The 25,182-nt window shown below is 62.5% G+C and carries 27 protein-coding genes; 6 read left to right on the forward strand and 21 right to left on the reverse strand.

Annotation, left to right across the window (positions count from 1 at the left end; translation table 11 throughout):
* Positions 1-645: 645 nt before the first annotated feature.
* The 8 genes from soxA to CIT25_RS14105 are packed head-to-tail and all read right to left on the reverse strand — an operon-like array spanning position 646 to position 6,909.
* Positions 646-1,425 carry a sulfur oxidation c-type cytochrome SoxA gene (gene soxA, locus CIT25_RS14070; protein WP_095485159.1) on the reverse strand — a complete coding sequence of 260 codons (780 nt, stop codon included), beginning with the start codon at positions 1,423-1,425 and terminating at the stop codon, positions 646-648.
* A complete protein-coding gene (soxZ, locus tag CIT25_RS14075) occupies positions 1,425-1,745 on the reverse strand; it encodes a thiosulfate oxidation carrier complex protein SoxZ (protein ID WP_095485160.1) in 321 nt (106 codons plus the stop codon). The genes soxA and soxZ overlap by 1 nt, the downstream gene beginning before the upstream one ends.
* Positions 1,745-2,224, reverse strand: coding sequence for a SoxY-related AACIE arm protein (locus CIT25_RS14080; RefSeq protein ID WP_095485161.1), 480 nt, complete (start codon positions 2,222-2,224; stop codon positions 1,745-1,747). The genes soxZ and CIT25_RS14080 overlap by 1 nt, the downstream gene beginning before the upstream one ends.
* A 2-nt stretch (positions 2,225-2,226) precedes the next feature.
* A complete protein-coding gene (gene soxX, locus CIT25_RS14085) occupies positions 2,227-2,679 on the reverse strand; it encodes a sulfur oxidation c-type cytochrome SoxX (RefSeq protein WP_095485162.1) in 453 nt (150 codons plus the stop codon).
* Positions 2,676-3,938: an NAD(P)/FAD-dependent oxidoreductase gene (locus tag CIT25_RS14090; RefSeq protein WP_206072949.1), complete on the reverse strand. Its 1,263-nt coding sequence runs from the start codon at positions 3,936-3,938 to the stop codon at positions 2,676-2,678. Before CIT25_RS14090 ends, soxX begins: the two co-directional genes overlap by 4 nt.
* Entirely contained in the window at positions 3,925-4,266 is a 342-nt protein-coding gene (locus CIT25_RS14095) for a c-type cytochrome (RefSeq protein ID WP_245329847.1), read from the reverse strand. Before CIT25_RS14095 ends, CIT25_RS14090 begins: the two co-directional genes overlap by 14 nt.
* Positions 4,253-6,427, reverse strand: a complete 2,175-nt coding sequence (locus CIT25_RS14100; RefSeq protein WP_095485163.1) for a xanthine dehydrogenase family protein molybdopterin-binding subunit — start codon at positions 6,425-6,427, stop codon at positions 4,253-4,255. The genes CIT25_RS14095 and CIT25_RS14100 overlap by 14 nt, the downstream gene beginning before the upstream one ends.
* Positions 6,428-6,438: 11 nt before the next feature.
* A complete protein-coding gene (locus tag CIT25_RS14105; RefSeq protein ID WP_095485164.1) occupies positions 6,439-6,909 on the reverse strand; it encodes a (2Fe-2S)-binding protein in 471 nt (156 codons plus the stop codon).
* Positions 6,910-7,229: 320 nt separating this feature from the next.
* Here CIT25_RS14105 and CIT25_RS14110 point away from each other — a divergent pair, with 320 nt between their 5' ends.
* From CIT25_RS14110 to CIT25_RS14120, 3 genes are all read left to right on the forward strand, one after another.
* Positions 7,230-7,949, forward strand: a complete 720-nt coding sequence (locus CIT25_RS14110) for a response regulator (RefSeq protein WP_095485165.1) — start codon at positions 7,230-7,232, stop codon at positions 7,947-7,949.
* Positions 7,946-9,463: an ATP-binding protein gene (locus tag CIT25_RS14115; protein ID WP_095485166.1), complete on the forward strand. Its 1,518-nt coding sequence runs from the start codon at positions 7,946-7,948 to the stop codon at positions 9,461-9,463. The genes CIT25_RS14110 and CIT25_RS14115 overlap by 4 nt, the downstream gene beginning before the upstream one ends.
* A gap of 154 nt (positions 9,464-9,617) precedes the next feature.
* Positions 9,618-10,055 (forward strand): c-type cytochrome, encoded by a 438-nt coding sequence (locus CIT25_RS14120; protein ID WP_095485167.1) that lies wholly within the window; start codon positions 9,618-9,620, stop codon positions 10,053-10,055.
* A 39-nt stretch (positions 10,056-10,094) separates the two neighbouring features.
* Here the strand turns inward: CIT25_RS14120 and CIT25_RS14125 are convergent, their stop codons facing one another.
* Positions 10,095-10,670 (reverse strand): Spy/CpxP family protein refolding chaperone, encoded by a 576-nt coding sequence (locus tag CIT25_RS14125; RefSeq protein ID WP_095485168.1) that lies wholly within the window; start codon positions 10,668-10,670, stop codon positions 10,095-10,097.
* Between the two features lie 70 nt (positions 10,671-10,740).
* On the opposite strand from CIT25_RS14125, the gene CIT25_RS14130 reads away from it, so the two are divergent.
* Complete coding sequence (locus CIT25_RS14130; RefSeq protein ID WP_206072950.1) at positions 10,741-11,355, forward strand: Crp/Fnr family transcriptional regulator; 615 nt, start codon at positions 10,741-10,743, stop codon at positions 11,353-11,355.
* Here the strand turns inward: CIT25_RS14130 and CIT25_RS14135 are convergent.
* Genes CIT25_RS14135 through CIT25_RS14145 form a run of 3 tightly spaced genes read right to left on the reverse strand, consistent with a single transcriptional unit; the run spans position 11,336 to position 16,355 of the window.
* Complete coding sequence (locus CIT25_RS14135; protein ID WP_095485170.1) at positions 11,336-14,503, reverse strand: efflux RND transporter permease subunit; 3,168 nt, start codon at positions 14,501-14,503, stop codon at positions 11,336-11,338. The genes CIT25_RS14130 and CIT25_RS14135 overlap by 20 nt on opposite strands.
* Positions 14,500-15,951: an efflux RND transporter periplasmic adaptor subunit gene (locus CIT25_RS14140; protein WP_095485171.1), complete on the reverse strand. Its 1,452-nt coding sequence runs from the start codon at positions 15,949-15,951 to the stop codon at positions 14,500-14,502. The genes CIT25_RS14135 and CIT25_RS14140 overlap by 4 nt, the downstream gene beginning before the upstream one ends.
* Positions 15,948-16,355: a FixH family protein gene (locus tag CIT25_RS14145; protein ID WP_095485172.1), complete on the reverse strand. Its 408-nt coding sequence runs from the start codon at positions 16,353-16,355 to the stop codon at positions 15,948-15,950. Before CIT25_RS14145 ends, CIT25_RS14140 begins: the two co-directional genes overlap by 4 nt.
* Before the next feature lie 357 nt (positions 16,356-16,712).
* On the opposite strand from CIT25_RS14145, the gene CIT25_RS36245 reads away from it, so the two are divergent.
* Complete coding sequence (locus tag CIT25_RS36245; RefSeq protein ID WP_158302551.1) at positions 16,713-16,940, forward strand: hypothetical protein; 228 nt, start codon at positions 16,713-16,715, stop codon at positions 16,938-16,940.
* Here the strand turns inward: CIT25_RS36245 and CIT25_RS14155 are convergent.
* Entirely contained in the window at positions 16,923-17,189 is a 267-nt protein-coding gene (locus CIT25_RS14155) for a BrnA antitoxin family protein (protein WP_095485173.1), read from the reverse strand. The genes CIT25_RS36245 and CIT25_RS14155 overlap by 18 nt on opposite strands.
* Positions 17,190-17,332: 143 nt before the next feature.
* Here CIT25_RS14155 and CIT25_RS14160 point away from each other — a divergent pair, with 143 nt between their 5' ends.
* The gene (locus CIT25_RS14160) at positions 17,333-17,701 is read left to right on the forward strand and encodes a hypothetical protein (protein ID WP_095485174.1); all 369 of its coding nucleotides are present in this window, start codon (positions 17,333-17,335) and stop codon (positions 17,699-17,701) included.
* 73 nt (positions 17,702-17,774) lie between these two features.
* Here the strand turns inward: CIT25_RS14160 and CIT25_RS14165 are convergent, their stop codons facing one another.
* The 8 genes from CIT25_RS14165 to CIT25_RS14200 form a co-directional block, all read right to left on the reverse strand.
* Positions 17,775-18,056 (reverse strand): copper-binding protein, encoded by a 282-nt coding sequence (locus CIT25_RS14165; protein ID WP_095485175.1) that lies wholly within the window; start codon positions 18,054-18,056, stop codon positions 17,775-17,777.
* A 29-nt stretch (positions 18,057-18,085) separates the two neighbouring features.
* A complete protein-coding gene (locus CIT25_RS37115; RefSeq protein WP_095485176.1) occupies positions 18,086-18,361 on the reverse strand; it encodes a hypothetical protein in 276 nt (91 codons plus the stop codon).
* A 783-nt stretch (positions 18,362-19,144) separates the two neighbouring features.
* Positions 19,145-20,398, reverse strand: a complete 1,254-nt coding sequence (locus CIT25_RS14175) for a sensor histidine kinase (protein WP_245329849.1) — start codon at positions 20,396-20,398, stop codon at positions 19,145-19,147.
* A 91-nt stretch (positions 20,399-20,489) separates the two neighbouring features.
* A complete protein-coding gene (locus tag CIT25_RS14180) occupies positions 20,490-21,167 on the reverse strand; it encodes a response regulator (protein WP_095485178.1) in 678 nt (225 codons plus the stop codon).
* Between the two features lie 322 nt (positions 21,168-21,489).
* Positions 21,490-21,774 carry a copper-binding protein gene (locus tag CIT25_RS14185; RefSeq protein WP_095485179.1) on the reverse strand — a complete coding sequence of 95 codons (285 nt, stop codon included), beginning with the start codon at positions 21,772-21,774 and terminating at the stop codon, positions 21,490-21,492.
* A 26-nt stretch (positions 21,775-21,800) separates the two neighbouring features.
* The gene (locus CIT25_RS14190) at positions 21,801-22,289 is read right to left on the reverse strand and encodes a cupredoxin domain-containing protein (protein WP_095485180.1); all 489 of its coding nucleotides are present in this window, start codon (positions 22,287-22,289) and stop codon (positions 21,801-21,803) included.
* A 43-nt stretch (positions 22,290-22,332) separates the two neighbouring features.
* The gene (locus CIT25_RS14195) at positions 22,333-23,691 is read right to left on the reverse strand and encodes a multicopper oxidase family protein (protein ID WP_095485181.1); all 1,359 of its coding nucleotides are present in this window, start codon (positions 23,689-23,691) and stop codon (positions 22,333-22,335) included.
* Positions 23,692-23,708: 17 nt separating this feature from the next.
* Complete coding sequence (locus CIT25_RS14200) at positions 23,709-25,166, reverse strand: TolC family protein (protein ID WP_095485182.1); 1,458 nt, start codon at positions 25,164-25,166, stop codon at positions 23,709-23,711.
* Positions 25,167-25,182: the final 16 nt, after the last annotated feature.

Genomic DNA, 25,182 nt, shown 5'->3' on the forward strand with positions numbered 1-25,182 from the left:
GGCTTGAATGTCCGCTACTCGCCTTCTGGAAGCAAGAAGCAGCCAGTCTGCTGCCGGCCCCTGAGCGGACATCGCACTTTCTTGTCAACCCTATCTTCCCAAACGGACCGCTTGGGGTGTCGGTCATTCTGGTAGGCGGCAGCGAGCGCACGTAGGCAAGGAAGACCCTGTGGGCGTAAGCGGAAACGGGAGATACTTAGGCGCCCCTGCACCAGCATTCCGGCTCGAAAACTCACACCCTGAAGTTCACAAATCCTGCACTAATCACGCAACTCTGAAACGCGACCCATTTTGTGCCCAAGCGCTGCTGACGAGTACGACAGCAGTACAACTTCGAGGAGGTGACGCCCCTTAAGTTGCTGAATAGACGTTGCTTTTCGCGATGTCCGTCCAATCCATCATCGGCGCAATAGCCAGTCTATGTGCTTGATACGTCATCGTTTTTGTTTAACTTTAAATCGTTAGCTTGTGTCAAGTACACACGAGCGTGCGCCACGATACTGCGCTTTTCGCCAAACCTTCGGTGAACTCATCAAGCTCCATATCGATGACATGTGCGAGGTTGGCAAGGCCTGCCAGACCCGCGCGCCGCGTTGCGATCAACTGTCCGTCGGCGACAGGTGAAGAGCGGCCCGCAGGCCGGCATCACGGCCGGACCGCCGGCGTCTCGACCCGCAAGCCACGGGCCCGCTCCATCAGATGGAGCTCAAGGTCAACGAGTTCCGGTGCGCCAAAGGCGAAGGGCTCCGCCCTGACCCCGATCATGCAGTTGCGCAGGCGCCGCTGCAGCGAACCGACCGTCTGCCACTCCAGCCGGTAGAGCGGATAGCCGGTCGGATGCGCCTGCGGCATGACACTGCCGCCGAGCCGTTTGCCCCAATTGTCGTCGTGGCAGGAGGCGCAGGAAAGATCGAGCTGGCCGATACGGCTCTGGAACAGACGCCGACCGTTGTCGCGAAACGGCGCCAGCCGGGCGTCGATCGCCGGTGTGATTGGCATGCCGCGCGACTGATGCGTCACATAGGCCGTCAGGGCGAGCAACGCGTCAGATTCCGGCGTCAGCGGCTCGGCCTGCTGCCGCTCCCCGCGGCAGGAATTGATGCGCCCGGCAAGGTCGATCGGCCGTCCCGTCGCCTCGTCAAAGGCCGGGTAGCGCGTGGCAACGCCGCGCATAGTCTGACTGGCATCGCCATGGCAGCCGGCGCAGGCGACATCCGCCCTACCCTCCGACTGCTGCCAGAGCTGCTCGCCCTGCAGCACCCACAGCATACCGGGGTTGCTCATGTCGTCGGCTTGCAGCGCCTGCGTCTCCGGCGTCATGAAGTCGAAGCCGGAGCGCTTTGCGCTGCCTTCGATGCCGGCAGCGATAGCCATGCTGCAGACGACCGCCGCGATGATCCCCACCAGGCCCCAGAGGGCACGCATCAGCCCACCGTGATTTCGGCCGATGCCGTTTGAGTCTTTCCGGCATCGTCCGTCCAGGTGAAGTCGATCGTGCCGCTCGTCGTGGCGACGAGCGTGAAGGCGATGAACGGATTGGCCGATACCGCTGGAAAGAGATCGGCCGAAAACACCTCCTCGCCGTTGTAGGTACAGGCAAAACGGCGGATGATGTCGCGTGGGATGTTGATGCCGTTTGGGCCGACACGGTAGCCGGTCTCCATCGGATGCGCGATCATCGCTCGGATCTCGACGACCTCGCCCTGCCTGGCCGCTTTCGGCACGTTGACGAGTGCGCGCGCCATTATGAGAGATCCTCGATACAAGCGGCCAGCGTGACGATCGCGCTTGCACGGCTTGACCAGAAGCTGCCGTCGCTCATCTCAGCGACCGCGACCACCACCTGGGAGGTCGCGAGCCGGATCCTCGTCGAGACGGTGGCGCGGCCCGAGCGCGGCCCGAGACGGAAAACCGCGACATTCGCCTCCGGGTTCTTCTCGTTGAAGACCGCGATGCGCCGGACATGATCGTCCGCGGTCATCGGGCTCTCGGCGGCGACCGTGATCCCGACCGCATTGCCGTTTTCGACCAAAGGCGGCAGGTCGAGCCGGACGCGGCCGTCGAGAACGTCGGCTCCCCCGGTGAAGGTACGGATCGCTTCATCGAGGCTCGGACGGGCAACGGCCCAGCGCGGCAGGCTGATCACCAGAAGGCCGGTCATGCCGGCCCGAAGAAACTGCCGCCGTCCGACCAAGCCGTGAACTCGAAGCGGGTCTTCGCGCATAATCACCCCTTCAGCGTCGTGAGATAGGCGACGATATCCTCGATGTCGGCGCCGGTCAGGATCGGCTTGCTGCGCCAGGCGGTGGCGACGCGCCGGCCTTCCTCTTCCGCGATCCGGTAGTAGGAAGGCATGATCGTATTCGGCACGAGCCGTTTCATGTCGACCACGCGCAGCCGGATCTGGCCTTCCAAAAGCCTTGCCCCGACGCCGGTCAGGTCGGGCGCCAGCGTGCCGTGCAGATGCGCATCGGGGAACGGCCCGCTGTGGCAGAGCGTGCAGAGGCTGCGCTGCCGGTCCGAGATCAGCGCGGCGCCGCGCGCCGGATCACCCTTGCCGCCGACCAGAGGCTCCATGATCGCATCGCCGGTCACGACGTAAGATCCCGCCTCCTCGCAGGCACCAGACGAGGCCGCAAGCAGCAATCCCGCAACAGCGAGGCAAGCCGTCCTCATCATCCGAACACCTCGCTGGTGATCGTCCGGAACCAGTCCTCCGCATAGGCCGCTTCCAGTTCGCGGACAGAGGACGGCGCTTCAAGCGGGCTGGTGCCGCCCGCACCCTCCACCTCGGCAAGCAGGCCGTCGCGCGGCTGGTAGACGCCTGCGATCGAAATGCCGTAGCCGGGCGCGATCAGGCTGTAGCAGGTGTTGATGAGCTTCGGCTGCGCCGGCTGCCGCTCCCTGACCAGCGCGGCGACCGCCGCAGCGCAGGCTTTTGCCTGGGCGTTGGCGCTGAAGGCGGATTTCGGCATCGCCCCACCGATCGCCGCGTCACCGACGACGTGGATCGCCGGCTGCAGGCGGGACTCGAAGGTGACCGGGTCGATCGGACACCAGCCCGTCTGATCCGCGACGCCGGCCGACTGCGCGATCCTGCCCGCCCGCTGCGGCGGGATCACGTTGGCGATATCGGCCTTGTGGCTGCCGAACTCGGTCACCAGCGTCCTTGTCGCCGGGTCGACTTCCGTCACCCTGCCGCCCGAGGACAGCGGCACCCATTCAATCAGGCCGGGATAGAGCTCTCGCCAGGCGGCTTCGAACAGCCGCTGCTTCGAAAAGGCGTCCTTGGCGTCGAGGATGATCAGCTTCGAGCGTGGCTTGCTGGTCTTGAGGTAATGCGCGATCAGGCTTGCTCGCTCGTAGGGACCGGGCGGGCAGCGGAACGGATTGGCTGGCGCGGAGAGAATGACCACCCCACCGTCCGGCATCGCCGCGAGCTGGTCGCGCAGCAGCAACGTCTGCGGCCCCGCCTTCCAGGCATGCGGCATGATCTCCGCCGCCGCCTCGTCGTAGCCCGGCAACGCGTCGAAGCGCAGGTCTACGCCGGGCGCCAGCACCAGCCTGACGTAGCCGATGTCAGTTCCGTCATCCAGCCGAACGCGCCGGCGCTCGGCATCGACGGCGACAGCGCGCTTGCGGATGAACCCGATGTCGCCGAACCGGTCATAGCCGAAGGTCTGCGCATCGATACCGCGCAGCCCTGCAAGCACGGCATTGCTGAACGGGCAGGCCAGATAGGCTGTCTCCGGCTCGATCAGCGTCACGGCAAGGTCGCGATCCAGCTGCTTCAGTGCGCGGGCGCAGCTTGCCCCGGCAAAGCCGCCGCCGACCACGACCACGCTGGGCTGCGCCTGTGCGCGTACCTGCGGCGCGGCAAGGACGGCCGCGGCGACGCTGGCCGCCGCGCCGCCGATCAAGGCCCTACGGCTGGGCATGGCGTGCCGCCTCCGGTTTGGCGAGCCATTCGGCGATGGCACGCGTCTCTTCCTCGGTATATCCCCTGGCGATGCGGTCCATGACCGTCGCCTCGCGCTCGCCAGAACGGAAGGCTTGCATCTGGGCGACGATGTCGTCGGCCGCGTGGCCGTCGAGCGACGGGATGGCTGAGCCAAGCGCCGCCGGCCCGTGACAGCCGGTGCACGCCGCCGCACCAGGCGCTGCGCCGGCCCATGTCGGCGCGCTGGCCGCGAGCGCCGCAACCAGGACGGGCGCGAACGATCGTCCGCGCCTGTTTTTTGGGCGCATCATGTCATGCGAGGTCATGGTTTTTCAGCGGCAGCGTGCGGATGCGCTTTCCGGTGGCGGCGAAGATCGCATTGAGGACGGCCGGCGCGGCGACCGCGATGGTCGGTTCGCCAACGCCGCCCCAGAAGCCGCCTGACGGCAGGATGATCGTCTCCACATCAGGCATTTCAGCCATGCGCATGACCTCGTAACTGTCGAAGTTCTCCTGTTCCATGCGGCCGCCATTGACGGTGCACTCGCCGTAGATGCAGGCGGAAAGCCCATAGACGAACGAGCCCTCGACCTGCCGCTCCACTTGTGCGGGGTTGACGACATGACCCGGATCGGTGGCCGCCACGATGCGATGGATCCTGAGCTGCCCATCGGTGACCGAAACCTCCGCTGCCGCCGCCACATAACTGCCGAAGCCCATGATCTGCGCCAGGCCGCGGTGAACGCCGGCCGCGGGCGGGGTGTCCCACCCGATCCGTTCGGCAACCGCCTCCAGCACGGCGAGGTGCTTCGGATGCTTGGCCATCAGCTTGCGGCGGAAGGCGAGCGGGTCGACGCCGGCCGCATGGGCGAGTTCGTCCATGAAACACTCGACGTAGAGCGCATTCTGGTTGAGGTTCACGCCACGCCAGAAGCCCGGCGGGATCGGCGGGTTGCGCATGGCATGGTCGATCCGCAGATTGTCCACCGTGTAGCCCAGTGTGCCTTCCGTGCCACTGAGGACGAGGCCCTGGAAGACGACCGGGTCCATGCCGTTCTGCATGCCTTCCGGCCGCACCGCCGCAAGGATCGACTGGCCGGATATACGCATGTGCAGAGCGGTCAGGTTGCCGTCCGCGTCGAGCGCGCCCGTCAGTCGGCACCGCGTCGTCGGATGATAGGCGCCGTGCAGCATGTCCTCTTCACGCGACCAGATGAGCTTTACGGGTGCTCCCGGCACCTGTTTGGCAATGCTGACCGCTTGACGCACATAGTCCTGGAAGTTGCCGCGCCGGCCGAAGCCGCCGCCGAGATGGATCTTGTGCACCTCGCATTGCTGCACCGGCAGACCGGCGGCCTCGGCCGCTGCGGCAAGGCTCGCCTCGCCATTCTGGGTCGGCACCCAAACCTCGCAGCGCTCCGGCGTGTAGAGCGCCGTCGCGTTCATCGGCTCCATGGTTGCGTGGTTCTGATAGGGGTAGGCATAAGTCGCCGTGACCGTTCGGCCGCCAGCGGACAGGGCGGCTCCAGCGTCACCTTGCTCGGCGCCAATGAAGGCGTCATTTGCGCCGAGGCCTTCTTCGAGCATCGCCGCGATCGAGGCGCTGGTGACCTGCCGGTTGGGACCTTCGTCCCAGACGACCGGCAAGGCATCGAGAGCGGTCTTCGCCCGCCACCACGTGTCGGCGACAACCGCAACGGCGGTCTCGTCGACCTGAACGACGGTGCGCACCCCGGGCATTTCAGCCACCACCGCCGCGTCGAAGCTCTCCACCTTGCCGCCGAAATACGGGCAGGCCCGGATTGCCGCGTTGAGCATGTTCGGCAGCTTGAGGTCAATGCCGTAGACCTGGCTGCCGTTGAGCTTATCGGCCGTATCAAGCCGCGGCAGCGGCTTGCCGGCTATGGTCCAATCCTTCGGGTCCTTCAGCGTGACATTGGCGGGCGGCGTCATCCGCGCAGCGGCGGCGGCCAACTGTCCATAAAAGGTGGCGCGATCCGATGCCGCATGCGTGACCATGCCCATCCTTGCGGTACATTCGCTGGCCGGCACGCCCCATTCGGCGGCCGCAGCGGCAATCAGCATCTCACGCGCAATGGCGCCACCAATACGCACATATTCGTGCGATTCGCGGATGCCGCGGCTGCCGCCAGTCGAGAAATTGCCCCATACGCGGTCGCGCGCTAGGTTTTGGGCCGGCGACGGATATTCGGTCGTGACCTTCGACCAGTCGCAATTCAGCTCCTCGGCGACGAGTTGCGCCAGGCCTGTCAGCGTCCCCTGCCCCATCTCAGAGCGGGCGATGCGGATGACCACCGTGTCGTCGGGCCTGATCACCACCCAGGCATTGATCTCCGGCGCGGTCTCGGCGCCCTCGGCAAGTGCGGGCTTGATGAACGGCACGTTGAACCCGAGGGACATGCCGCCGGCCGTGGAGGCCACGCCGATGATGAAGCTGCGGCGGGAGATGGAAATTATGGCGTTCATGACTGTTCTCCTCAACCGCGTTGCGTGGCTTCGCCGCCATTGGCGGCCAGCTTGATCGCGGCGCGGACCCGGTTGTAGGTGCCGCAGCGGCAGATATTGGTGATCTCGGCGTTGATGTCTTCGTCCGTGGGGTTCGGGTTCTGCATGAGCAGACCCGCCACAGCCATGATCATGCCGGCCTGGCAGTAGCCGCATTGCGGTACGTCGAGCGCCAGCCACGCCTGCTGGACCGGATGCGAACTATCCGGCGAAAGCCCCTCGATGGTGGTGATTTGCTGGTCCGGCTCGACCGCGCTCACCGGAAGCACGCACGAGCGCGTGGCGGCGCCGTCTATATGGACGGTGCAGGCGCCGCAAGCGGCAACCCCGCAACCGTACTTCGTTCCGGTAAGCCCGATCTGCTCGCGGATCACCCATAGCAGCGGCGTGTCCGGATCGACCTCGATGTCACGTGGCGTGCCGTTGACGATCAATCTGGCCATTGTGCAATCCTTTCGATCAAAGGCTGGCGAGGACCGCCGTCCGGATGCCGCGCGGCATGGCCTGGCGGCAGAGACCGGAAGTCCCGGCTAGCGACGAGGCCAAATTAGCCAGGACCTGTCGCAGAACCTTGTCCCGTTGACCGGCAGTTCATCGCAAGCTGTCGCAGGCGAAGCGTTCTGATACACTTCGTTACACTTCTCACGGTTTGTTGATGTCGTGCGAGATTGCCGCCATGGTGCGGAAGGTGATCATCCGTGTAGACGCAAACTAGATATCGTCGATACTGGCCGACTATTTAGCGGCGGCTTTGGAGCATTGCATGGAAGTGGCGCAGCACATCGCGGTCGTCGACGACCACAGGGACATCCGCGACCTCGTCGGGAAATACCTCACCCAGCAGGGTTATCGCGTCAGTGTCGCCGACAGCACGGCCGCGCTCAAACGGCTGCTCGACCGCAGCTTGCCCGATCTCATCGTCCTCGACGTCATGATGCCTGGCGAGGACGGCATTGCCGCCTGCCGGCACGTGCGCGGGACGGTCGACGTTCCGATCATCTTCCTCACCGCCATGGCCGAGGAGATCGATCGGATCGTGGGCCTCGAGATCGGGGCCGACGACTACCTGACCAAGCCGTTCAATCCGCGGGAACTGCTGGCGCGGATCAAGGCCGTGCTCAGGCGCGTCCACAGCCTGCCGCCGCAGCGCGGCCGTCTCAAGTCGAATGCCCTTCGGTTCGACCGTTGGACGCTGAATGTCGGCCGCCGCGAGCTGGTCGGGCTCGACGGCGTGGCGGTCGCGCTCAGCACGGCTGAATTCCGCCTTCTCACCGCCTTCATCGAGCATGTCGGGATCGTGCTCAGCCGGGATCAGCTGCTCGACCTCACGGTCGGGCGCACCGCCGACGGTTTCGATCGGGCCGTCGACAACCAGGTGAGCCGGCTGCGCAAGAAGATCGAGGCGGATCCGAAGAGTCCGATGCTGATCAAGACGCACTGGGGCGGCGGCTACTGCTTCACCGCCGAGGTGGCCCAGGCATGATGCTGTTGTGGAGACGCAGCCTGGCGGCCCGCTTCCTCATGCTGGTGCTGCTCGCGCTCGCCCTGTCGCAGGCGATCACCTTCCTGATCTCGTGGGACGAGCGCGGACAGGCCCTGCACGCGGCGGCCAAGGGCGAGTTCGTCAGCCGCACGTCCTCGCTTGCGCTTCTGCTGGACACGACGCCCCCCTCGCTTCGGCCCGACATACTCAACGTCAGCGGCACGGCCTATACGCGCTTCTGGACCTCGGACGACGGACCGAGCAATCCCCTCGCCTGGCAACAGGAGGCTTTTACTCAGCTCGCCAAGCCGCTGCCCGGGATTGCCGGCAAATATGCCGCCTACATGAACGGCCAAGCTTCGAGCGCAGTCGATGCCGCCGACCCTTCCGTGCCGCCGCGCATGTTGGATTTGTCCGGCAATGGCAGGCCCTTCTCGCGGCCGGCCAAGTTTCTTTATATGGACGCCGCCCCAAACGGCATGGGCCTTTCCGTCCGCCTCAATGACAGCACCTGGCTGAATGCCGCCTACGCCAAGGCGATGCCGAACGCCTTTTGGACGACGCAATCGGCGATATCGCTGGCGCTCACCGCGCTCATCCTGTCCGCCATCGCGATTTTCGGGGCGCAGGCAATCGCGCGTCCGCTGCGACGGCTCGCCAATGCCGCTGAACTGTTCGGCCGCGGCGAGGCCGTGCCGCGGCTGCCGGAATCAGGGCCGGACGACATCCGCCAGACCGCCGAGGCGTTCAATCGCATGCAGGAGCGCCTGCAGCGCTTCGTCGAAGACCGCACGCGCATGCTGGCGGCGATCAGCCACGACCTGCGCACGCCGCTGACCTCGCTCCGGCTGCGCGCGGAGTTTGTCCAGGATCACGAACTCCAGGAAAAGATGCTGAAGACCATCGAGGAGATCCAGACGATGACGGAAGCGGCGTTGGCCTTCGCGCGCGAGGACGCTGCGGTAGAGGCGACGCGAACCGTCGATCTTTCGGCGCTGGTCGGCAGCCTCTGCGACGATCTCGCAGAGCTAGGCCAAAACGTCACCGTCAGCGACGGTCCCAAGGTGCTGTATCGCTGCCGGCCGGACTCCCTGCGCCGGGCGATCCGCAACCTCGTCGAAAACGCCGTCCGCTACGGCGAGCAGGCCAAGGTGAGCCTGGTCAGCAGTGCCGACAGCCTGGACATCGTAGTCGAGGACGCCGGTCCCGGCATTCCGCAAGGCGACATGGAACAGGTGTTCGCCCCCTTCTTCCGCCTGGAGCAGTCGCGCAACCGGGAGACCGGCGGCGTCGGGCTCGGCCTGTCAATTGCCCGCGCCATCGCCCGCCACCATGGCGGCGACATCGTGCTGGAAAACCGGAACGAGGGCCTTCGAGCGCTCATCAGGTTGCCGCTGATCGACATGGCCAAGCAGCTTGCCCCAGCGTCCATGCCTGAGACGAAACCTCCGACCGGACTGCGATCCCGAAACCGTCCCGCGATCGGAACTCCTGCGCTGCCGCGCCATAATTAGATCATCGCTGTCGCAGCGAAGGACAAGTCACGACCTGCATCCTCCCCGCGCCTCCTCGACCCAGCAGCCGCTCTCGCTGGTGAGCGGCTGGTCTTGCCGGAAGCCTCCGGTCACCAGCAAAGCCCCTCCCCGAACGTTCAGCAAAGGTCATCCGATGAACCATTCACAAGCCACGACACGCAACCACGTAACCGTATCCCTGCGGACGTCTGTCACGCGAGCGCGTACGTCCCTGGCTGCGCTCTTGGCTGCCGTCGGCCTGCTGTTGCCGTGCCCCGCTTCCGCGCAGCAGGCCGACGGAGAGCGGCTGTTCCGGCAGCGCTGCGGCACCTGCCACAGCCTCGAGCCCGGCCAGAACAGAGCCGGCCCGCATCTGTCGGGCGTCATCACCCGCAAGGCGGGCAGTGTCGAGGGCGCCCGCTATTCGGCCGCGCTGCGGGAGGCGGGCATCGTTTGGGAACGCGGTACCCTTGATGCCTTCCTCGCGGCGCCACGCCTGATGGTTCCGGGCACATCGATGACAGTGGGCGTTCCCAACGCCGCCCAGCGCGCCGCGATAATCGGCTACCTGGAAGGTGCGGTCGCGCAATAGCGTCCGCTGATGAAGCCAAAGTTGCGTGCGCAGCCCTCTTCAATCGACCCGGCCAGAGTATCCGCGAAGCTGCGAGTACCGGCCGATCTGCTCAGAGGTGAGCAACTCGGCCATATCGAGATGATAGCGCAGGTGCGCTGCTCGTAGCGCGCCTTGCCCGTCGGCGATGGTTTTTGTCATTTCAACGAGGTGCGCCGAAATTATCTTTCGTTCGGAAAACAAGCGGTCCAGTTCGGTTTCTTCCTCGATGATTCGTCTTCCGAGCGGGATGGTTTCTGCCTTCATCTGATCCAGCAGGGCCTTGGTCCGCGAGGCCTGTTCGTCGCTGAGATCAAGAGCATCACGGAGATCGAGGACATGTGACGGACCCGGATAGGAATTGAGTTCGGCCGCCAATGCCAGACCCATCCCTCGCCCCGCCATAAGGTCGGAAATCTGCTCGTCCGAGAGCGCTTTCACGCGGCGCGTCTCCATCCCGAAATAAGACGAAGTGGCTGGATCCTTTCCTTCAGCGGCCTTGTGATGGTTGATGCTGCCATGCTGCTGCGCCAGTCCGTGAGGGGCGGCAAGAAAAGTCAGCATGAGAGACAGCGCGGCAATGGGGATGCGGTTCATCGAATGATCTTTAGCGTTTCATGTTTGCGACGTTTGACACAGCCGCGGGAACTGAAACATGATTGCGATCATGTCGGAACTCCTCTTCGAGCGATTCCTCGAACTCGCGGAACGAGAGCAATCTCTCCCTGCCGGCAGCGTCCTGTTTCGTATGGACGACCCGGTGCTGTCGCTCTTCCTGGTCACCGCGGGAGAACTGCGCCTTGTTCGTGCACTTCCCGACGGGTTCCAGCTGACGTTGCAGCGTGCCGGCTCGGCTTCGATCCTGGCTGAGGCTTCGCTGTTTGCGGATCGATATCATTGCGACGCCTTGGCAACCGAGGAATCGACAGTGCGCGCCGTGCCGATCACCAAGGCCAAGGCGGCGCTCGAAAGCGATCGCGCGCTGGCCTCCTCACTGCTGCGACACTTGGCAGGCGAGGTCCACCAGACGCGAACGCGAACCGAGATACTATCCCTGAAATCCGTCGCAGCGAGAGTCAGCGCCTGGATGGCATGCAACGGCGGCGTCTTGCCACCCAAGGGACGCTGGCATCATGTTGCGTCGGAGATCGCCGTTACGCCGGAGGCGTTTTATCGGGAGCTTGCCCGCCGGCGACGGTGTGCTGCCGGCATGATGCATCCCCACATGCCGCCCGACATCATCTGGTACTTTTTTGCTCCTCCTATTCCGCGGCCAATCTAGTCGGAGCCGCTACCAGCGGTTCTTCAACGACACTCCGCCTCGGCAACCGCCAGCCCTTAACGATGCCGTAGACGGCCGGAATCACGACGAGCGTCAGGATCGTTGAGGAAATCATGCCGCCGATCATAGGGACGGCGATGCGCTGCATGACTTCCGATCCGGTTCCCGTGCTCCACAAGATCGGCAACAAGCCCGCCATGATGGCGACGACTGTCATCATCTTCGGTCGCACCCGCTCGACGGCGCCGAACATGATCGCCTCGTTTAGATCCGTGCTTGTCAAACCACGCTTCTGGGCCGCACATCTGACCCTCGTATCCGTCCACGCCTTGTCGAGATAGATCAGCATGATGACGCCCGTTTCGGCCGCCACGCCCGCGAGCGCAATGAAACCGACGGCGACCGCAACCGACATGTTGAAGCCCAGCCACCACATCATCCAGATGCCGCCGACGATCGCAAAGGGCAGCGATAGCATGACGATCAGCGTCTCGGTCAGCGTGCGGAAATTGAGGTAGAGCAGCAGGAAAATCAGCGCCAGCGTCAGCGGCACGACAATCTTCAGCCGCGCCTGGGCCCGCTCGAGATATTCGAACTGCCCGCTCCAGGCGACGGAATAACCGGGTGGTAGCTTCACTTCGGCGGCGACTGCGGCTTGAGCCTCGTTGACATAGCCGCCAAGGTCGCGGCCAGCGATGTCGACGAAGATGTAGACGGCGAGTTGGCCGTTCTCGGTGCGGATCGAGGTCGCGCCGCGCGTGAGTTCGACCTTGGCGACCTCGCCGAGCGGCACAGAGCCACCGCCGGGCAGCGCAATCTGCACGTCCCGGGCGATCGCGCCGGGATCGCTTCTGAGAGCGCGTGGATAGCGGATCGCAACGCCATAACGTTCACGGCCCTCGACAGTGGACGTAATGACCTTCGCGCCAAGCGCCACTGAGATCACATCCTGAACATCGCCGACCGAGAGGCCGTAGCGCCCAAGGGTGGCTCGGTCCGGCACGATGTCGAGATAGTAGCCGCCTATCACCCGCTCGGCATAGGCGCTCGACGTGCCGGGCACCGCCCGCAGCACCGCCTCGATCTGCCGAGCAACGTTTTCCATTTCACCGAGTTCGGTCCCGTAGACCTTGACTCCGACTGGCGTGCGTATGCCCGTGGACAGCATGTCGATACGGGCGCGGATCGGCATCGTCCAGGCATTCGACACGCCCGGAAACTGCAGTGCTGCGTCCATCTCGGTCTTCAGGCTTTCCGAAGTGACCCCGGGCCGCCATTGCGATTTCGGTTTGAGGTTGATGATCGTCTCGAACATCTCGGTCGGCGCGGGGTCGGTCGCGGTCTGAGCCCGGCCAGCCTTGCCGAAGACGGAATCGACTTCCGGAAAGGACTTTATGATCCGGTTTTGCATCTGCATCAATTCGGCCGCCTTGGTGACCGAAACTCCCGGCAAGGTGGTCGGCATGTACATCAGCGTCCCCTCATCGAGGTTCGGCATGAACTCGCTGCCGAGCTGGCGCGCCGGCCAGACCGTCACGGCAAGAGCCACGACGGCGAGCAGGATAGTGAAGGTCTTCGCCTTCAGCACCCCGGCAATGATCGGCCGATAGAGACCGATTAGCAGCCTGTTGAGCGGGTTGCGATGTTCCGGGATGATCCGGCCGCGGACAAAGATGACCATCAGAGCGGGCACGAGCGTGACCGAAAGCAGCGCTGCCGCTGCCATAGCGAAGGTTTTCGTGAAAGCCAGCGGCCCGAACAGCCGGCCTTCCTGGCTTTCAAGCGTGAAGATCGGAAGGAATGAGACGGTGATGATCAGCAGGCTGAAGAATAGCGCGGGTCCGACTTCTGCTGCGGCGTTGACCAGCACTTCGATGCGGGGCTTGCCCGGTGGCGCGCGTTCGAGGTGCTTGTGGGCGTTTTCGATCATTACGATGGCCGCATCGATCATCGCGCCGATGGCGATGGCCATGCCACCGAGGCTCATAATGTTCGAACCGAGGCCGAGCAGCTTCATCGCGGCGAAGGCCATTAGGATGCCGACCGGCAGCATGATGATCGCCACCAGCGCGCTTCTGACGTGAAGCAAGAAGACGATGGTGACGAGAGCGACCACGATGCTCTCCTCCACCAATGTCGACCTCAGCGTCTTGATCGCGGAGTTGATGAGTTCCGACCTGTCGTAGACGGGGATGATCTTGGCGTTGCCTGGTAGGCTCTTTTCGATCTCGCGGAGGCTCTCCTTGGCATTCTCGATGACGGTCAGAGCATTCGCGCCGACCCGTTGAAGCACGATGCCGCTTGCAACCTCGCCCTCCCCGTTGAGTTCGGCAATACCGCGCCGTTCGTCCGGCACGATTTCGACCTTGGCCACGTCGCCAAGCCGGAGCGGCACGCCGCCCACGGTCTTGAGCACGATGCTCTCTATGTCGGCCACGTTCTTCAGATAGCCGCGCCCGCGCACCATGAACTCGAACTCGGAGATCTCGACCGTTCGCCCGCCGGTATCCATGTTGCTGGTGCGCACCGCTTCGCCGACTTCCGCGAGCGTTACGCCTTGAGCGCGCATCCGCACCGGATCGACGACGATCGAATACTGCTTGACGAAGCCTCCGAAGCTCGCGACCTCCGAAACGCCTTCGGCTTTCGAGGCCGCAAAACGAACGACCCAGTCCTGAAGGGATCGGAGTTCGGCGAGCGACAGTTCCTTGGCGACGACGGCATACTGATAGACCCAGCCGACGCCTGTCGCGTCGGGTCCGAGCGTTGGGGCAACGCCGTCGGGTAGCCGGCTGGCGGCCGCGTTCAGGTATTCGAGCACGCGGCTTCGAGCCCAGTAGAGATCGGTGCCGTCCTCGAAAATCACATAGACGAAGGACACTCCGAAGAACGAGAAACCGCGGACCACCTTCGATCGCGGCACGGTCAGCATCGAAGTCGTCAGCGGATAAGTGACCTGGTCCTCGACAACTTGCGGAGCCTGGCCCGGATAGTCTGTGAAGACGATAACTTGCACATCCGACAGGTCGGGTATGGCATCGAGCGGCAAGGTCTTGACAGCGTAGACGCCTGCCCCGACCGCGAGCGCGCTGGCGAAGAAGACAAGAACCAGGTTGCGCGTCGACCAAGCAATGAGGTTGGCGATCATGGCTGCGCCTCCGCGGGCGTCAGTGCGCTGAGCGCCGCCTTGAGGTTGCTTTCGGCATCGATCAGGAAGTTCGCAGATACGACGACCTTTTCGCCTTCGGTAATGCCCTGCGTGATCTCGGCCATGCCCTCGCCCCGCATGCCGACCTTCACGTCGCGCGGCTCGAAGCTGCCTTCGCCTTTGTCGACAATAACGACCTGTCGATCGCCCGTGTCGATGACGGCGCTGTCGGGCACGGTTACGGCAGGATCGTTGCCGCCCGTCGCGATCTCCACATCGGCATACATGTTGGCAAGCAACAGCCCGTTGGGATTTGCGAGTTCGATGCGAATCCTCGCGGTCCGAGTCTGGCCCTGGATTTCCGGATAGATCAGGCCGACCTTGCCTTCGAAGACCTTGCCCGACAAGCTGCGGATGCGCACAGTCGCCTTGTCTCCGACGCGAACAGAGCTCAGCTCGTATTCTGGCACGTCAGCCATCACCCAGACGGTCGAGGCGTCGGCGATCCGAAACAGCGTTTCCCCGGCTTCGGCCATCATGCCGTCGACGGCCCTGCGTTCCAACACAACGCCATTGCGTGGCGCTACAAGCGTCACCGAGATCGGCACCTTCCGGGTTTTCTCGATTTCGACGATTGCTTCGGCGGGAACGCCAAGGTTCGTCAACCGCTGCAAGCTGCCGCTGGCGGTTGCCTTGCTCGAGCCGCTCCTTAGATCGGCGGCGTAGAGCGCGCCCGCGGCAGCTATTTCCTTGGCATAGAAACTGACGAGGGGCCGCCCTTTTTTGATTGTTTCTCCCGTAGTGATGTCGGCCACTTTTTCGAGGAACGCCTCGGTGCGAATCGAGACGACGCTTACGCGGCGCTCATCGAACGTGACGGTGCCGGGAATGCGGACCGGCCGTACGATTGCGCCTCTGGTGGCGGGTACCGTCTTCACACCCGTTCGCTGCAGTTTTCCGGTCGATAGCTTGACGGTCGCGCCGTCCTTCGTTTCGCCTTCGAAGACCGGGATGTAGGCCATCCCCATGGAATCCTTCTTTGGCGTCGGCGATGTATCCGGCAGGCCCATCGGATTGCGGTAGTAGAGGATTTTCCGCTCGCCCGGCGCCGTCGCTTCGGCCCCCTTCGCCTCGTCCTTGGGACGCGCCTCGAAGCTCACGTCTTCGCTCGCCAGCACCGCCACGAAATCCCGACCATCCGGGGTTTGCTTCGGTGTCGACGAATAGACTGGTTCGCCGTCAGGATGACGATAGTAGATGACTGGATCGGAGGCAGACGAGCCGACAACCGTCGGGGTCTGTTCCGCTCCGAGCGCGCTTACGATATTGGCGCTGATAATTTGTACCACCGCCGGGACGGACAGATCGCGCTGGCCCGCCCAGTATCCGCCGGCGCCCGCGCCCGCCGCCAATACGGCAATCGCCACGAATGAGCCGAGCCTGCTCATTGGGTAGCCTTGAATTCCAAACGGCTCTCGACTGTTTCGGCCTCGCCCTGGATTTTCGCGGCGATCGAAAGGCGCCAGCCTCCTGCCATGATGAGGTTGGTCTTGAACCGATAGATGCCGGGCTCTTCGGACGGCAGCGCCTCGACGGGCGCGGTCATCGCCTCCATACCGTCCGGTGCCATGTCGATGCGCCGGGTAAAGATCACAGCGTCGGGCACCACCTTGCCGGACCGCTTGTCGACGAGACGGACGGCGACAATCGCGGCATCGCCCGTCTTGATCGCGCTTTGAACGAGCTGAAACTCGTAATCGTCGATCCCAGCCCATGCCTTCGAATTGGCACTGCCGAGAGCAAGACCGATCAGCGCCGCGGCTGCAACGTGCTTCGCATTGCAAAAGTTCATTGTCAGTTTCCCCAAGTTCATCCTTTCAGCCGTACGGAATGCACGGCAAGTTCGTGGCCAGGCTCATGCCAAAGCCACGGGCACTCGCCACGGGGCCGTCAGCCACGCGGCGACAAACGGCCCCGATGGAGCCGTCGAAGAACTTAGGTTCGTGGGGGTCTGGGAGGCGGCGGAGAAGCCGGGAGATCGCGCCCGTCTCTGTCGCCAGGCGCGAGCAGGTCAGCCTGAGATAACCGGGCCAGCATGATTGCTGCGGCCGTCGAAGCGCTCGGAAAGCACTTGGCGACGCACAAGGCCGTGAGGGGGCAGGATTTCTGGCAATCAGGTGCCGGCTGACTCTCGTCGGGACAGTTGGGCATGCTGTCCGGCATGGATGCCATATCCGCCATCGTCGCCGCGGGATCGACAACCATCGTCAGCGCAGCGGACGCTGTCACCATCGGCGCGGTGAGAAGGCTCACGACGGCCAGAATCGAAAGCAGACGCGGGAATATGATCCAGATCTTCACAGGCTTCCATGGCACATACTGCATTCCAAGAAAAGATCACCAGGCGCTCACATTTTCGTCAGGTGATGTCGTCTGAACGATCGCCCTCGGCGGCGATCCGCTTCTCGACCATGGCCCGCAAAGCATCGTTAATGCGGTCCTGCCAGCCGGGTCCGTCCCCCTGGAAATAATCCAGGACAGCTCGATCAATCCTGATTGAAACAAGCTCTCTGACACTTGGAGCAACTGCGGCTTCGCGAACCGGTGGGGCCGGCTTCTTGACTGGCTTGAAGGCGGCTTCGGCGGCAGCCATTGGATTTGTCGGTCGGCGCGGAGGATTTGCCATTGATGGTCCTGACTGGAGATAACGGATGGGAGGAGACATGCAACGCAACGCGCATCGGAATGCCTCGATCCACTGCCCGGAACAGTAATTAGAATATTGACGCGAGAGGTGATAGTCTCGCTCTGGATCCTCGGGAGGAGGAAATGCGCGCCATTGCATTGTTTGCCGGCGTGTTGGTGGCTACGCCCTCGATGGCGGCGGAGCAACTGGTCTTTTACACCGCCAGTTTTCCAGATGCCACCTCGGTCCAGCTCAGCGTCATGGACAACAGTGTCTCGCCATATGGGGATTATGACTTTGACGTCGCTATTGGCCTCGTCGAGACGGACGCGAACGGCGTCATCAGGTACGAAGATACCGGCAGGCATCATGCACGCGTTCGCTGTAGTTATCCGGCATATGTGAGCGTAGGTGTGCGAAAATATCCCATAGAGATGTCTCTGAACCGCTCCGCACATGATGACTGGAAAGAAAATCTCTGGAGGATTTTCTGCGCGGCCCCTTCATCCTGACTTCCGTACTCATGGCATTTTCGACAGCACAGCGCCGCGGGTTGATTTTTCAACCCGCGGTGCCTGTCCCGGATTACTTGATGCCGGTGACCGTGATGCATCCGTTGACGCGGTCGGCTGTGAACTCGATCGCCTGACCGGTTTTGACTTTGTCGAGCAGGCCCTGCTCCGCAACAACGAACACCATCGTCATCGCCGTCAGCTTCTTCTGTTTGGCGTCGACCTTGATGACTTCGCCCTTCACATATTCCTGCGCCAGTGCGCTCCCGCCTGGTTGAACGCGCTCTTTCCCTTTGAAGCCGCATTGGATAGCCCATGCATCGGCGTAAGAGAAACTGAGACAGCCGTTCAACATCTTCAAAACTGATCTTCCCGATTTCGGATTCAGCCGCGGCTACGCATGAGAATCACAAAAATGTAAATCCGAGGGAAGGTGCCCGTGAATTCGACCCGGTAGTCTGTGGTTGCTGAGCGTTCGAACGCTCGCTTTCGACAAAAGGACTGAGCCATGAAACACACCATCGGATATGCATTGATAGTCTTCGCGGCAATGACCACGGCCAGTGTCGCCAACAGCGGCACAAACGCAACAAGCCCCCGCATCGACGGGGTCTTGCACGGCCATGGATCGACGGGCGAAACCACGAAATCGGCATCCAAGCCCGACGTATCTTCCCAAGTGCTCGACAATGGCGATATCGAGAATTCCAGTTCCGCCTACAATAGGGTCGAAGCTGTGAGCCCCTCATCGTGGCAGGTCGGGAGCCCCCGCCAGCGCGCCAGCTGGGCGGGCCGGTAGCCGGCCCAACACCGCAGCTCCGCATCCTCCCAGCGGAGCCAGTGCAGGACAAACCAGCCGGCAATGCGCCGGCTGGTTTGTCCTTTCGACTGCTTCCTCAACCAAGCCTGTACAGCACAGCACACCGCACCAAGGAAACCGACTCTCCACCACCCCCTCGGGGATGGTCGTCGCCTACACAAGCAACGCCTCATGATGCTGCTCTCACCCGCAATGCTGTCATCAGTCGTGATGTGGTCGCAGCGTCACCGAGGGAAGGGTAGTGTTTGATTTGAGCATAGACGCGCAAGGTGGCGAGCTCGGTCCGTGAGCGTGCATCTGTCTTGCGAACGGCCCGCTTATGACAACTGTCCCAACGACGTCGGAGCTGAGGTTTTCGCCGGCGATATCGTATCAGACATAGCCGCTGATGCGCAGGCAGGTCCGTACCCAGAATATAGAAAGTCAGTGCCGTAGGCGCGCATCCGCCGGCGTACGCCGGACCTGGCGACCAATACCGCCGGCTATACCACGCTACCCGGAACGGGCGATTTCCCTTCGTGGCGGGTATGCGAACTCTGGTCTGATCGAACCACTATTGAATATTTGTAGTTTCGTCACAGGCGATATGAACCATCCGTTCACGTGACTAACCTCAAACGCTTTCATAGTTTACGCGGGAACTCTGTTTCCACGATTAAGCCGGGCCTGTTGTCGCCCAGGGAAATTGTCGCGCCGTGCATATCCGATATGGCCTTGACCAGACTTAGGCCGAGCCCTGTCCCTTCGGTGGTCCTGTTCTTTTCCAGGCGATAGAAGCGCTTGAACACTTTCAGCTGCTCCGCCGCCGGGATGCCCGGTCCGTTGTCGCTGACGACGATTGCGCAGCGATTCGCCTGCGTCGTGACACCGATCGCAATCCGGGCTCCTCGTTGTGTATGGCGCATTGCATTGACGATAAGATTTACGCACATCTGCTTCAGCAGATCGGCATCGCCCCATATGAATGAGGCCGTGTTTCGGCTGTCACTGGACAGAACCAGCGAACGCTCGGCGTCCTCGACGATGTGGCTATAGATATCGTAGATTTCGGCGACCAACTCCGAAACGTTCACCTGCGCAAATCGCGAACGGCGTGCGCCGGACTCGATTTGCGAGATGCGCAGCAAGCCCTCGAACGTGCCGGCTATATGCGAAACTTCGCCCATAGCTTTTTCGATGAGCGATCTGATGGCCGTTTGGTCTTTGCTTTCGGAAGCGGCCTCAAGCGTTAGAAACAGCCGACCGATCGGCGTCTTGAGATCGTGCGCGATGTCCGTCGTTACCTGCGTCATCGCCGCGACGTTGGCCTGTAGCTGTGCAAGCGCGACATTTATCTCAGCTGCCAGTATGTCGATGTCATCGCCGCGCAAGGAGAGTGGCAGGCGGGTAGCGAGTTCGCCAGCGCCGACGGCCTTCATAGCGCGCGACAGTCCAGCAATACGCCGCCGTGTGCGGAAGGCCAACACCGCGCCCGCGCCGAGCCCTCCCGCAAGTACGATCGCCGTTCCCCAGCCGAAGCTGACAAGCGCGATGCCGCGCAAGCGATCGGTGTCGTCATAGCTTACGCCGACGGTTAGGTCGTAGCCGTCCAGGTTCTTCCGGTAGAGCCGGTAGTTGTTGAGCGCCGCCTCGTGGCTTGTCGGTGCGCGCGTAGAAAATCCCGGCGGGACGTTGGAAATATCAATGTTGCCAGCCAGGAAGTCGCCGTCGGAATCCTTCAGTGTGTAAAGCGTCTCCTGTCCCCTGATTGCCGGGCCATGGCTTCGGATCATGGCGGCAGCACCATCGACACCGTTCGCGTCATAGGCGAAAGAAATCTCCCGGAACCGCTCCGTCACATTGGAATCCAGCCGCTCGTAAAGATAGGCGGCGACCATGTTGTAAGCGACGAAATTGGCTCCAAGGAACGAAAGCAGAAACAGGGAGATGTAGAACGCGGCAAGGCGGATCGACGTACTTCTCGCGATACTAGCGTTGGCCATGAATGGTGTAGCCGGTATTGCGTGTGTTACGCAGGAGCGGAACATCAAATGGTTTGTCGATCTTCGCCCGCAGTCGGCTAATATGGGTTTCCACCACGGTGCTTTGTGGGTCGAAGTTGAAGTTCCAGATCCGCTCAAGGAGCATGGTCTTCGTCAGTATGCGGCCCTCGTTACGCATCAGGAGTTCAAGCAGCGCGAACTCCCGAGGGAGCAATTCGATCGTCGTTCCGCCGCGGGTGGCGAGGCGGCTGAAGAGATCCAATTCCAGATCAGCCACCTTCAGCTTTGCCTTTTCGGCGGTGATCGGAGGGCGCCTTTGCAGAGCATTGACCCGAGCCAGGAGTTCGGAGAATGCAAAAGGCTTGATCAAGTAATCGTCCGCACCTGCCTCCAATCCCTCAACTCGATCGTTGACACCGCCCACTGCCGTCAGGAAAATCACTGGCACCTTTCCGCCGGCGCCTCGAAGACCCCGCACGAGCGACAAGCCATCGAGGCCAGGCAGCATCCGATCCACAATGGCGACGTCATAGGGTTCGCGCAGTCCGACAAGCAAAGCATCGCGCCCGTCTGTCAGGACATCGACCACATGGCCGGAAGAGCTCAGTCCATTTTCGATGTAACGGCTGATTTGTTCGTCGTCTTCGACTAAGAGAATTTTCATAATGCTAATCTCTCATCTGGCTTGGTGCGCCAAGCGTTGATGACCTTTTGGCCAGTTTGCTTCTGCCCGCGATGGCGTCCGAAGCGATGTCTCAGTGAGGTTTTGACGGCGGGTTTTTCGGCCTGGTGCCCTTAGTCGGCGACGCGGCCTTTCCACCGGCCAGGTACTGGGGTCTGACGTCTCAACATCCGTGCACTGGATCGACAACACGGTCCCAGGCGAAAAGCGCCTTGGAACTCATCACCTTGCAAACTGTCGCGCCGGATCGCTTGCGAAAACCTCCGGCGCCGCGGATTTTTCAACCCGCGGCACCAGTCCCGGATCACTTGATGCCGGTGACCGTGATGCGTCCGTTGACGCGGTCGGCTGTGAACTCGATCGCCTGACCGGTTTTGACCTTCTTGAGCAGGCCCTGCTCGGCGACGACGAACACCATCGTCATCGCAGGCATGTCGAGATTGGTCAGCGGCTCGTGCTTGATCGTCAGCTTCTTCTGTTTGGCGTCGACCTTGATGACTTCGCCCTTCACGTATTCCTGCGCAAGCGCGCTCCCGCCGATGGCGAGCACGAGCGCGAGTGCCGAGAGAGCCTTTACCAATAGTGTCATGATTAGCTTCCTTTGCGGTTTAGCAGTCAGTTGGCGACGGTGATGTCGCCCTTCATGCCGGAATCGTAGTGGCCCGGGACCAGGCAGGCGAAGCCGAATTCGCCGGCATTGGCGAACGTCCAGATGATCTCGCCTCTGGCGCCGGGCGCCAGCCGGATCGCGTTGGGATCGGCGTGCTCCATCTCGGGGAATTTCTCCATCAGCGCCTTGTGCTCCATAATTCCGTCGTGGACGTCCATGACGAACTCGTGATCGATTTGGCCCTTGTTGATGAATTTCAGGCGAACGGTCTCGCCCTTCTTCACCTTGAGGACGGCCGGTTGGAACAACATTTTTCCGTCGTCCTTCTCCGACATCGAGATGTTGATGGACCGTTTTGCCTTGCTAGCCTCGCCAGGGCTGCCGATCGGCATTGTGGCGGCTTTGTCGCCATGGCCTCCGGCATGGGTTCCACCGGCAAGAGCTGCTCCCGAACTGACCGCCATCAAAACGGCCGCTGCGATTATACGTTTCATGCTGCACTTTCTCTCATTGTTGAGGTTGAGGGGTTTCGGTTTCTCATCCCTGTTTGCCGTGACCGCCGTGCGCTGCCGGGGCCATCGTTTTTGCGTCGCCTGATTTCGTCGGAGCGGGGACATCCCCCTTCCACTCGTAAGCCACGGTTCCCTCCGGATGCTGGTACCATCCCGGATCGGCGTAATCGTTCGAGGCCAGACCCTCGCGAACCTTCACAACTGAGAACATGCCGCCCATCTCGATGGCGCCGAATTGGCCCCAGCCGGTCATCATCGGAATCGTGTTGTCGGGAAGTGGCATCTCCATCTCGCCCATGTCGGCCATACCGCGGTCACCCATGGCCATGTATTCTGGCTGGACCCGGCGGATCTTGTCGGTGACTTTCGAGTTGTCGACGCCGATGAACGTGGGCACGTCGTGGCCCATGGCGTTCATTGTGTGGTGCGACTTATGGCAATGGATTGCCCAGTCGCCCTCGTATTTGGCTTCGAACTCATATGCCCGCATGGCGCCGACGGGAATGTCGATCGACACCTCCGGCCACCGCGCCTCCGGCCGGACCCAGCCGCCATCGGTGCAGGTCACCTCGAAGTCGTAACCATGCATGTGGATCGGATGATTGGTCATGGTCAGGTTGCCCACGCGAACCCTGACCCGGTCGTTTTTCGCCACAGGAAGATGACTGATCCCCGGAAAGACGCGGCTATTCCAACCCCAGAGATTGAAATCCGTCATCTCCATGATGCGCGGGACGTACGACCCCGGTTCGATATCGAAGGCGTTCAGCAGGAACACGAAATCGCGGTCCACGCGCATGAATTTCGGGTCTTTGGGATGAATGACGAAGAAGCCCATCATGCCCATCGCCATCTGGACCATTTCGTCGGCGTGCGGGTGGTACATGAATGTGCCGCTCTTCACGAGGTCGAACTCGTAGACGAAGGTCTTGCCGGGCGGGATCCCGGGCTGGGTAAGACCGGTCACGCCGTCCATGCCGTTGGGCAGGATCATGCCGTGCCAATGGATCGTCGTATGCTCCGGCAGCTTGTTTGTTACGAAGATGCGGACTCGGTCGCCCTCAACCGCCTCTATGGTCGGGCCGGGAGATTGACCGTTGTAGCCCCAGAGATAGGCAGTCATGCCGGGCGACATCTCGCGCTCGACCGGCTCGGCCACGAGGTGGAACTCCTTCACGCCGCTGTTCATGCGATGCGGAAGGGTCCAGCCATTGAGCGTCACGACCGGCTGGTAGTCCGGTCCGCTCGTCGGGAAGATCGGAGGCTGCATATCAGGGGACTCCATGATTGGTGCGTCGGGCAGCCCCATCGCGGACGTTTTGGTCCATGCAGTGGCGCCGGCGAGCAGGGCTCCCGCGCCTAACAACTGACGTCTTGAAAGCATTTTTCTTCTCCTTGAATTCAGTGGCCTTCGGCGCCTGCTTCGGCCGCGGCCGGTGCGTCGCCGCCCCCGGACGCGCTCGCGCCGCCGCCGTGGATGGCGGTTCCGAGATTGACATCGGCCAGCCAGAAATTGCGCTTGGCGTTGAGGGAAAGCATGATCGAGCTGATTTTCGCGCGTGTGTCCGCCAGCAGCTCGAACGTGTTGGTGATCATGCCGTTGTAGGTGAGGACCGACTCCGCCTCGATCTTTGTTCGCAGCGGCACAACATTGTTCCGATAGTGCCGGGCAATGTCGTAGGTCGAACGGTAGGCGTCATAGGCGGATCTCGCCTCCGACCGGATGTTGACCGCCTTTTCCGCGAACCGGTTTGCGGCTTGCATGTAGGCAAGCTCGGCCTTGCGCATGCGTGCCTTGCCGGTATCGAAAATCGGAATGACGAGCTCGAGCTCGAGAGTGGGTGAGACACTCGTCTCCGTTCCGCCCTCCTCCGACTCCTCGCGTTCCACCTCGACGCCGGAAAGTAGTTCCAGGTCGCTGACGTAGCGCGTCGCCTCGGTCAGACCGTAGGATTTCGCCAGCGCCTCCAGCTCAAGTTTCGCGATCTCGAGATCGACGCGATTTTTTAGCGCCTCAGCCTCGATCGCGCGTTTGGCCTTGGCCCCTTTGGGCAGGGCTGGAAGCATGTTGGGGACCGAGTAATCGACGTCCGGTCCCCATAGACCCATCAGCCGGGTGAGCTCTTCCTTGGCAGTCCGGGCAGCGAGCCGCGCTTCCGCCGCCTGACCGGTGATCTCGGCATAAAAGACGTGTTCGCGGGCTTGGCCGGTCTTTGTGAAGGCACCCGTCTCTCCAAGTTTTTGAGCGAGTTCGGAGGCAGAGTCGGCGGCGGCTTGCGCCTTGTTCAGATAGGAAACGCTCTCCCAGGCCGAGACAGCATTGATCCAGGCCCGCCGCGTATCCGCAGCCAGTCGTAGCGTTTCTTCGCCGGCGCGGAGCTGGGCCTGACGGAAACGTGCATCCGCGACTGCGACGCGCCGCTTGTGGGTCGCCAGCGCAAGGATGTTGCTGACCACCGCTCCTTCAATCGTCCGCACGGGATCGACACCGATCATGCCGACGGAGATCGTCGGATTGACGAGCATCGTCTCCTGCCACATGTCGGCCGCCGACAAACCGATCTCGGCGTAGGCGGCCTGCAGGCCCTTGTTGTTGAGCAAGGCGACCTGCACCGCGGTGTCCGGGCCGATTGTCTTCTTCTGGACGAGGCGCTTCACGCGCTCTGAAGCCGTCCGCGCTTCCTCGCTGGATTGCACCCATACGGTTTTCTTGCCGGTCACGGACTCGGCACGCGCCGCAACTGTCGTGAAGCCGGCCATCGGGGCCGAGATGCCATCAAGGACCCCGCTGGTCGTGCATCCGGCTGCGATCAGCGGAATGGTCACCACTGCAGCTATGGTCAGGAACCGGCGCGTCATGATCCGGCTCCCGGGT

Source organism: Mesorhizobium mediterraneum, assembly GCF_002284565.1.
Lineage (GTDB): Bacteria > Pseudomonadota > Alphaproteobacteria > Rhizobiales > Rhizobiaceae > Mesorhizobium > Mesorhizobium mediterraneum.

Excerpts from the sequence above, each read along its gene's own strand:
- soxA (WP_095485159.1), bottom strand. The coding sequence starts at position 1,425 with ATGCGTGCCCTCTGGGGCCTGGTGGGGATCATCGCGGCGGTCGTCTGC.
- soxZ (WP_095485160.1), bottom strand. The coding sequence starts at position 1,745 with ATGGCGCGCGCACTCGTCAACGTGCCGAAAGCGGCCAGGCAGGGCGAG.
- CIT25_RS14080 (WP_095485161.1), bottom strand. The coding sequence starts at position 2,224 with ATGCGCGAAGACCCGCTTCGAGTTCACGGCTTGGTCGGACGGCGGCAG.
- soxX (WP_095485162.1), bottom strand. The coding sequence starts at position 2,679 with ATGATGAGGACGGCTTGCCTCGCTGTTGCGGGATTGCTGCTTGCGGCC.
- CIT25_RS14090 (WP_206072949.1), bottom strand. The coding sequence starts at position 3,938 with ATGCCCAGCCGTAGGGCCTTGATCGGCGGCGCGGCGGCCAGCGTCGCC.
- CIT25_RS14095 (WP_245329847.1), bottom strand. The coding sequence starts at position 4,266 with ATGACCTCGCATGACATGATGCGCCCAAAAAACAGGCGCGGACGATCG.
- CIT25_RS14100 (WP_095485163.1), bottom strand. The coding sequence starts at position 6,427 with ATGAACGCCATAATTTCCATCTCCCGCCGCAGCTTCATCATCGGCGTG.
- CIT25_RS14105 (WP_095485164.1), bottom strand. The coding sequence starts at position 6,909 with ATGGCCAGATTGATCGTCAACGGCACGCCACGTGACATCGAGGTCGAT.
- CIT25_RS14110 (WP_095485165.1), top strand. The coding sequence starts at position 7,230 with ATGGAAGTGGCGCAGCACATCGCGGTCGTCGACGACCACAGGGACATC.
- CIT25_RS14115 (WP_095485166.1), top strand. The coding sequence starts at position 7,946 with ATGATGCTGTTGTGGAGACGCAGCCTGGCGGCCCGCTTCCTCATGCTG.
- CIT25_RS14120 (WP_095485167.1), top strand. The coding sequence starts at position 9,618 with ATGAACCATTCACAAGCCACGACACGCAACCACGTAACCGTATCCCTG.
- CIT25_RS14125 (WP_095485168.1), bottom strand. The coding sequence starts at position 10,670 with ATGAACCGCATCCCCATTGCCGCGCTGTCTCTCATGCTGACTTTTCTT.
- CIT25_RS14130 (WP_206072950.1), top strand. The coding sequence starts at position 10,741 with ATGTCGGAACTCCTCTTCGAGCGATTCCTCGAACTCGCGGAACGAGAG.
- CIT25_RS14135 (WP_095485170.1), bottom strand. The coding sequence starts at position 14,503 with ATGATCGCCAACCTCATTGCTTGGTCGACGCGCAACCTGGTTCTTGTC.
- CIT25_RS14140 (WP_095485171.1), bottom strand. The coding sequence starts at position 15,951 with ATGAGCAGGCTCGGCTCATTCGTGGCGATTGCCGTATTGGCGGCGGGC.
- CIT25_RS14145 (WP_095485172.1), bottom strand. The coding sequence starts at position 16,355 with ATGAACTTTTGCAATGCGAAGCACGTTGCAGCCGCGGCGCTGATCGGT.
- CIT25_RS36245 (WP_158302551.1), top strand. The coding sequence starts at position 16,713 with ATGCTGTCCGGCATGGATGCCATATCCGCCATCGTCGCCGCGGGATCG.
- CIT25_RS14155 (WP_095485173.1), bottom strand. The coding sequence starts at position 17,189 with ATGGCAAATCCTCCGCGCCGACCGACAAATCCAATGGCTGCCGCCGAA.
- CIT25_RS14160 (WP_095485174.1), top strand. The coding sequence starts at position 17,333 with ATGCGCGCCATTGCATTGTTTGCCGGCGTGTTGGTGGCTACGCCCTCG.
- CIT25_RS14165 (WP_095485175.1), bottom strand. The coding sequence starts at position 18,056 with ATGTTGAACGGCTGTCTCAGTTTCTCTTACGCCGATGCATGGGCTATC.
- CIT25_RS14175 (WP_245329849.1), bottom strand. The coding sequence starts at position 20,398 with ATGGTCGCCGCCTATCTTTACGAGCGGCTGGATTCCAATGTGACGGAG.
- CIT25_RS14180 (WP_095485178.1), bottom strand. The coding sequence starts at position 21,167 with ATGAAAATTCTCTTAGTCGAAGACGACGAACAAATCAGCCGTTACATC.
- CIT25_RS14185 (WP_095485179.1), bottom strand. The coding sequence starts at position 21,774 with ATGACACTATTGGTAAAGGCTCTCTCGGCACTCGCGCTCGTGCTCGCC.
- CIT25_RS14190 (WP_095485180.1), bottom strand. The coding sequence starts at position 22,289 with ATGAAACGTATAATCGCAGCGGCCGTTTTGATGGCGGTCAGTTCGGGA.
- CIT25_RS14195 (WP_095485181.1), bottom strand. The coding sequence starts at position 23,691 with ATGCTTTCAAGACGTCAGTTGTTAGGCGCGGGAGCCCTGCTCGCCGGC.
- CIT25_RS14200 (WP_095485182.1), bottom strand. The coding sequence starts at position 25,166 with ATGACGCGCCGGTTCCTGACCATAGCTGCAGTGGTGACCATTCCGCTG.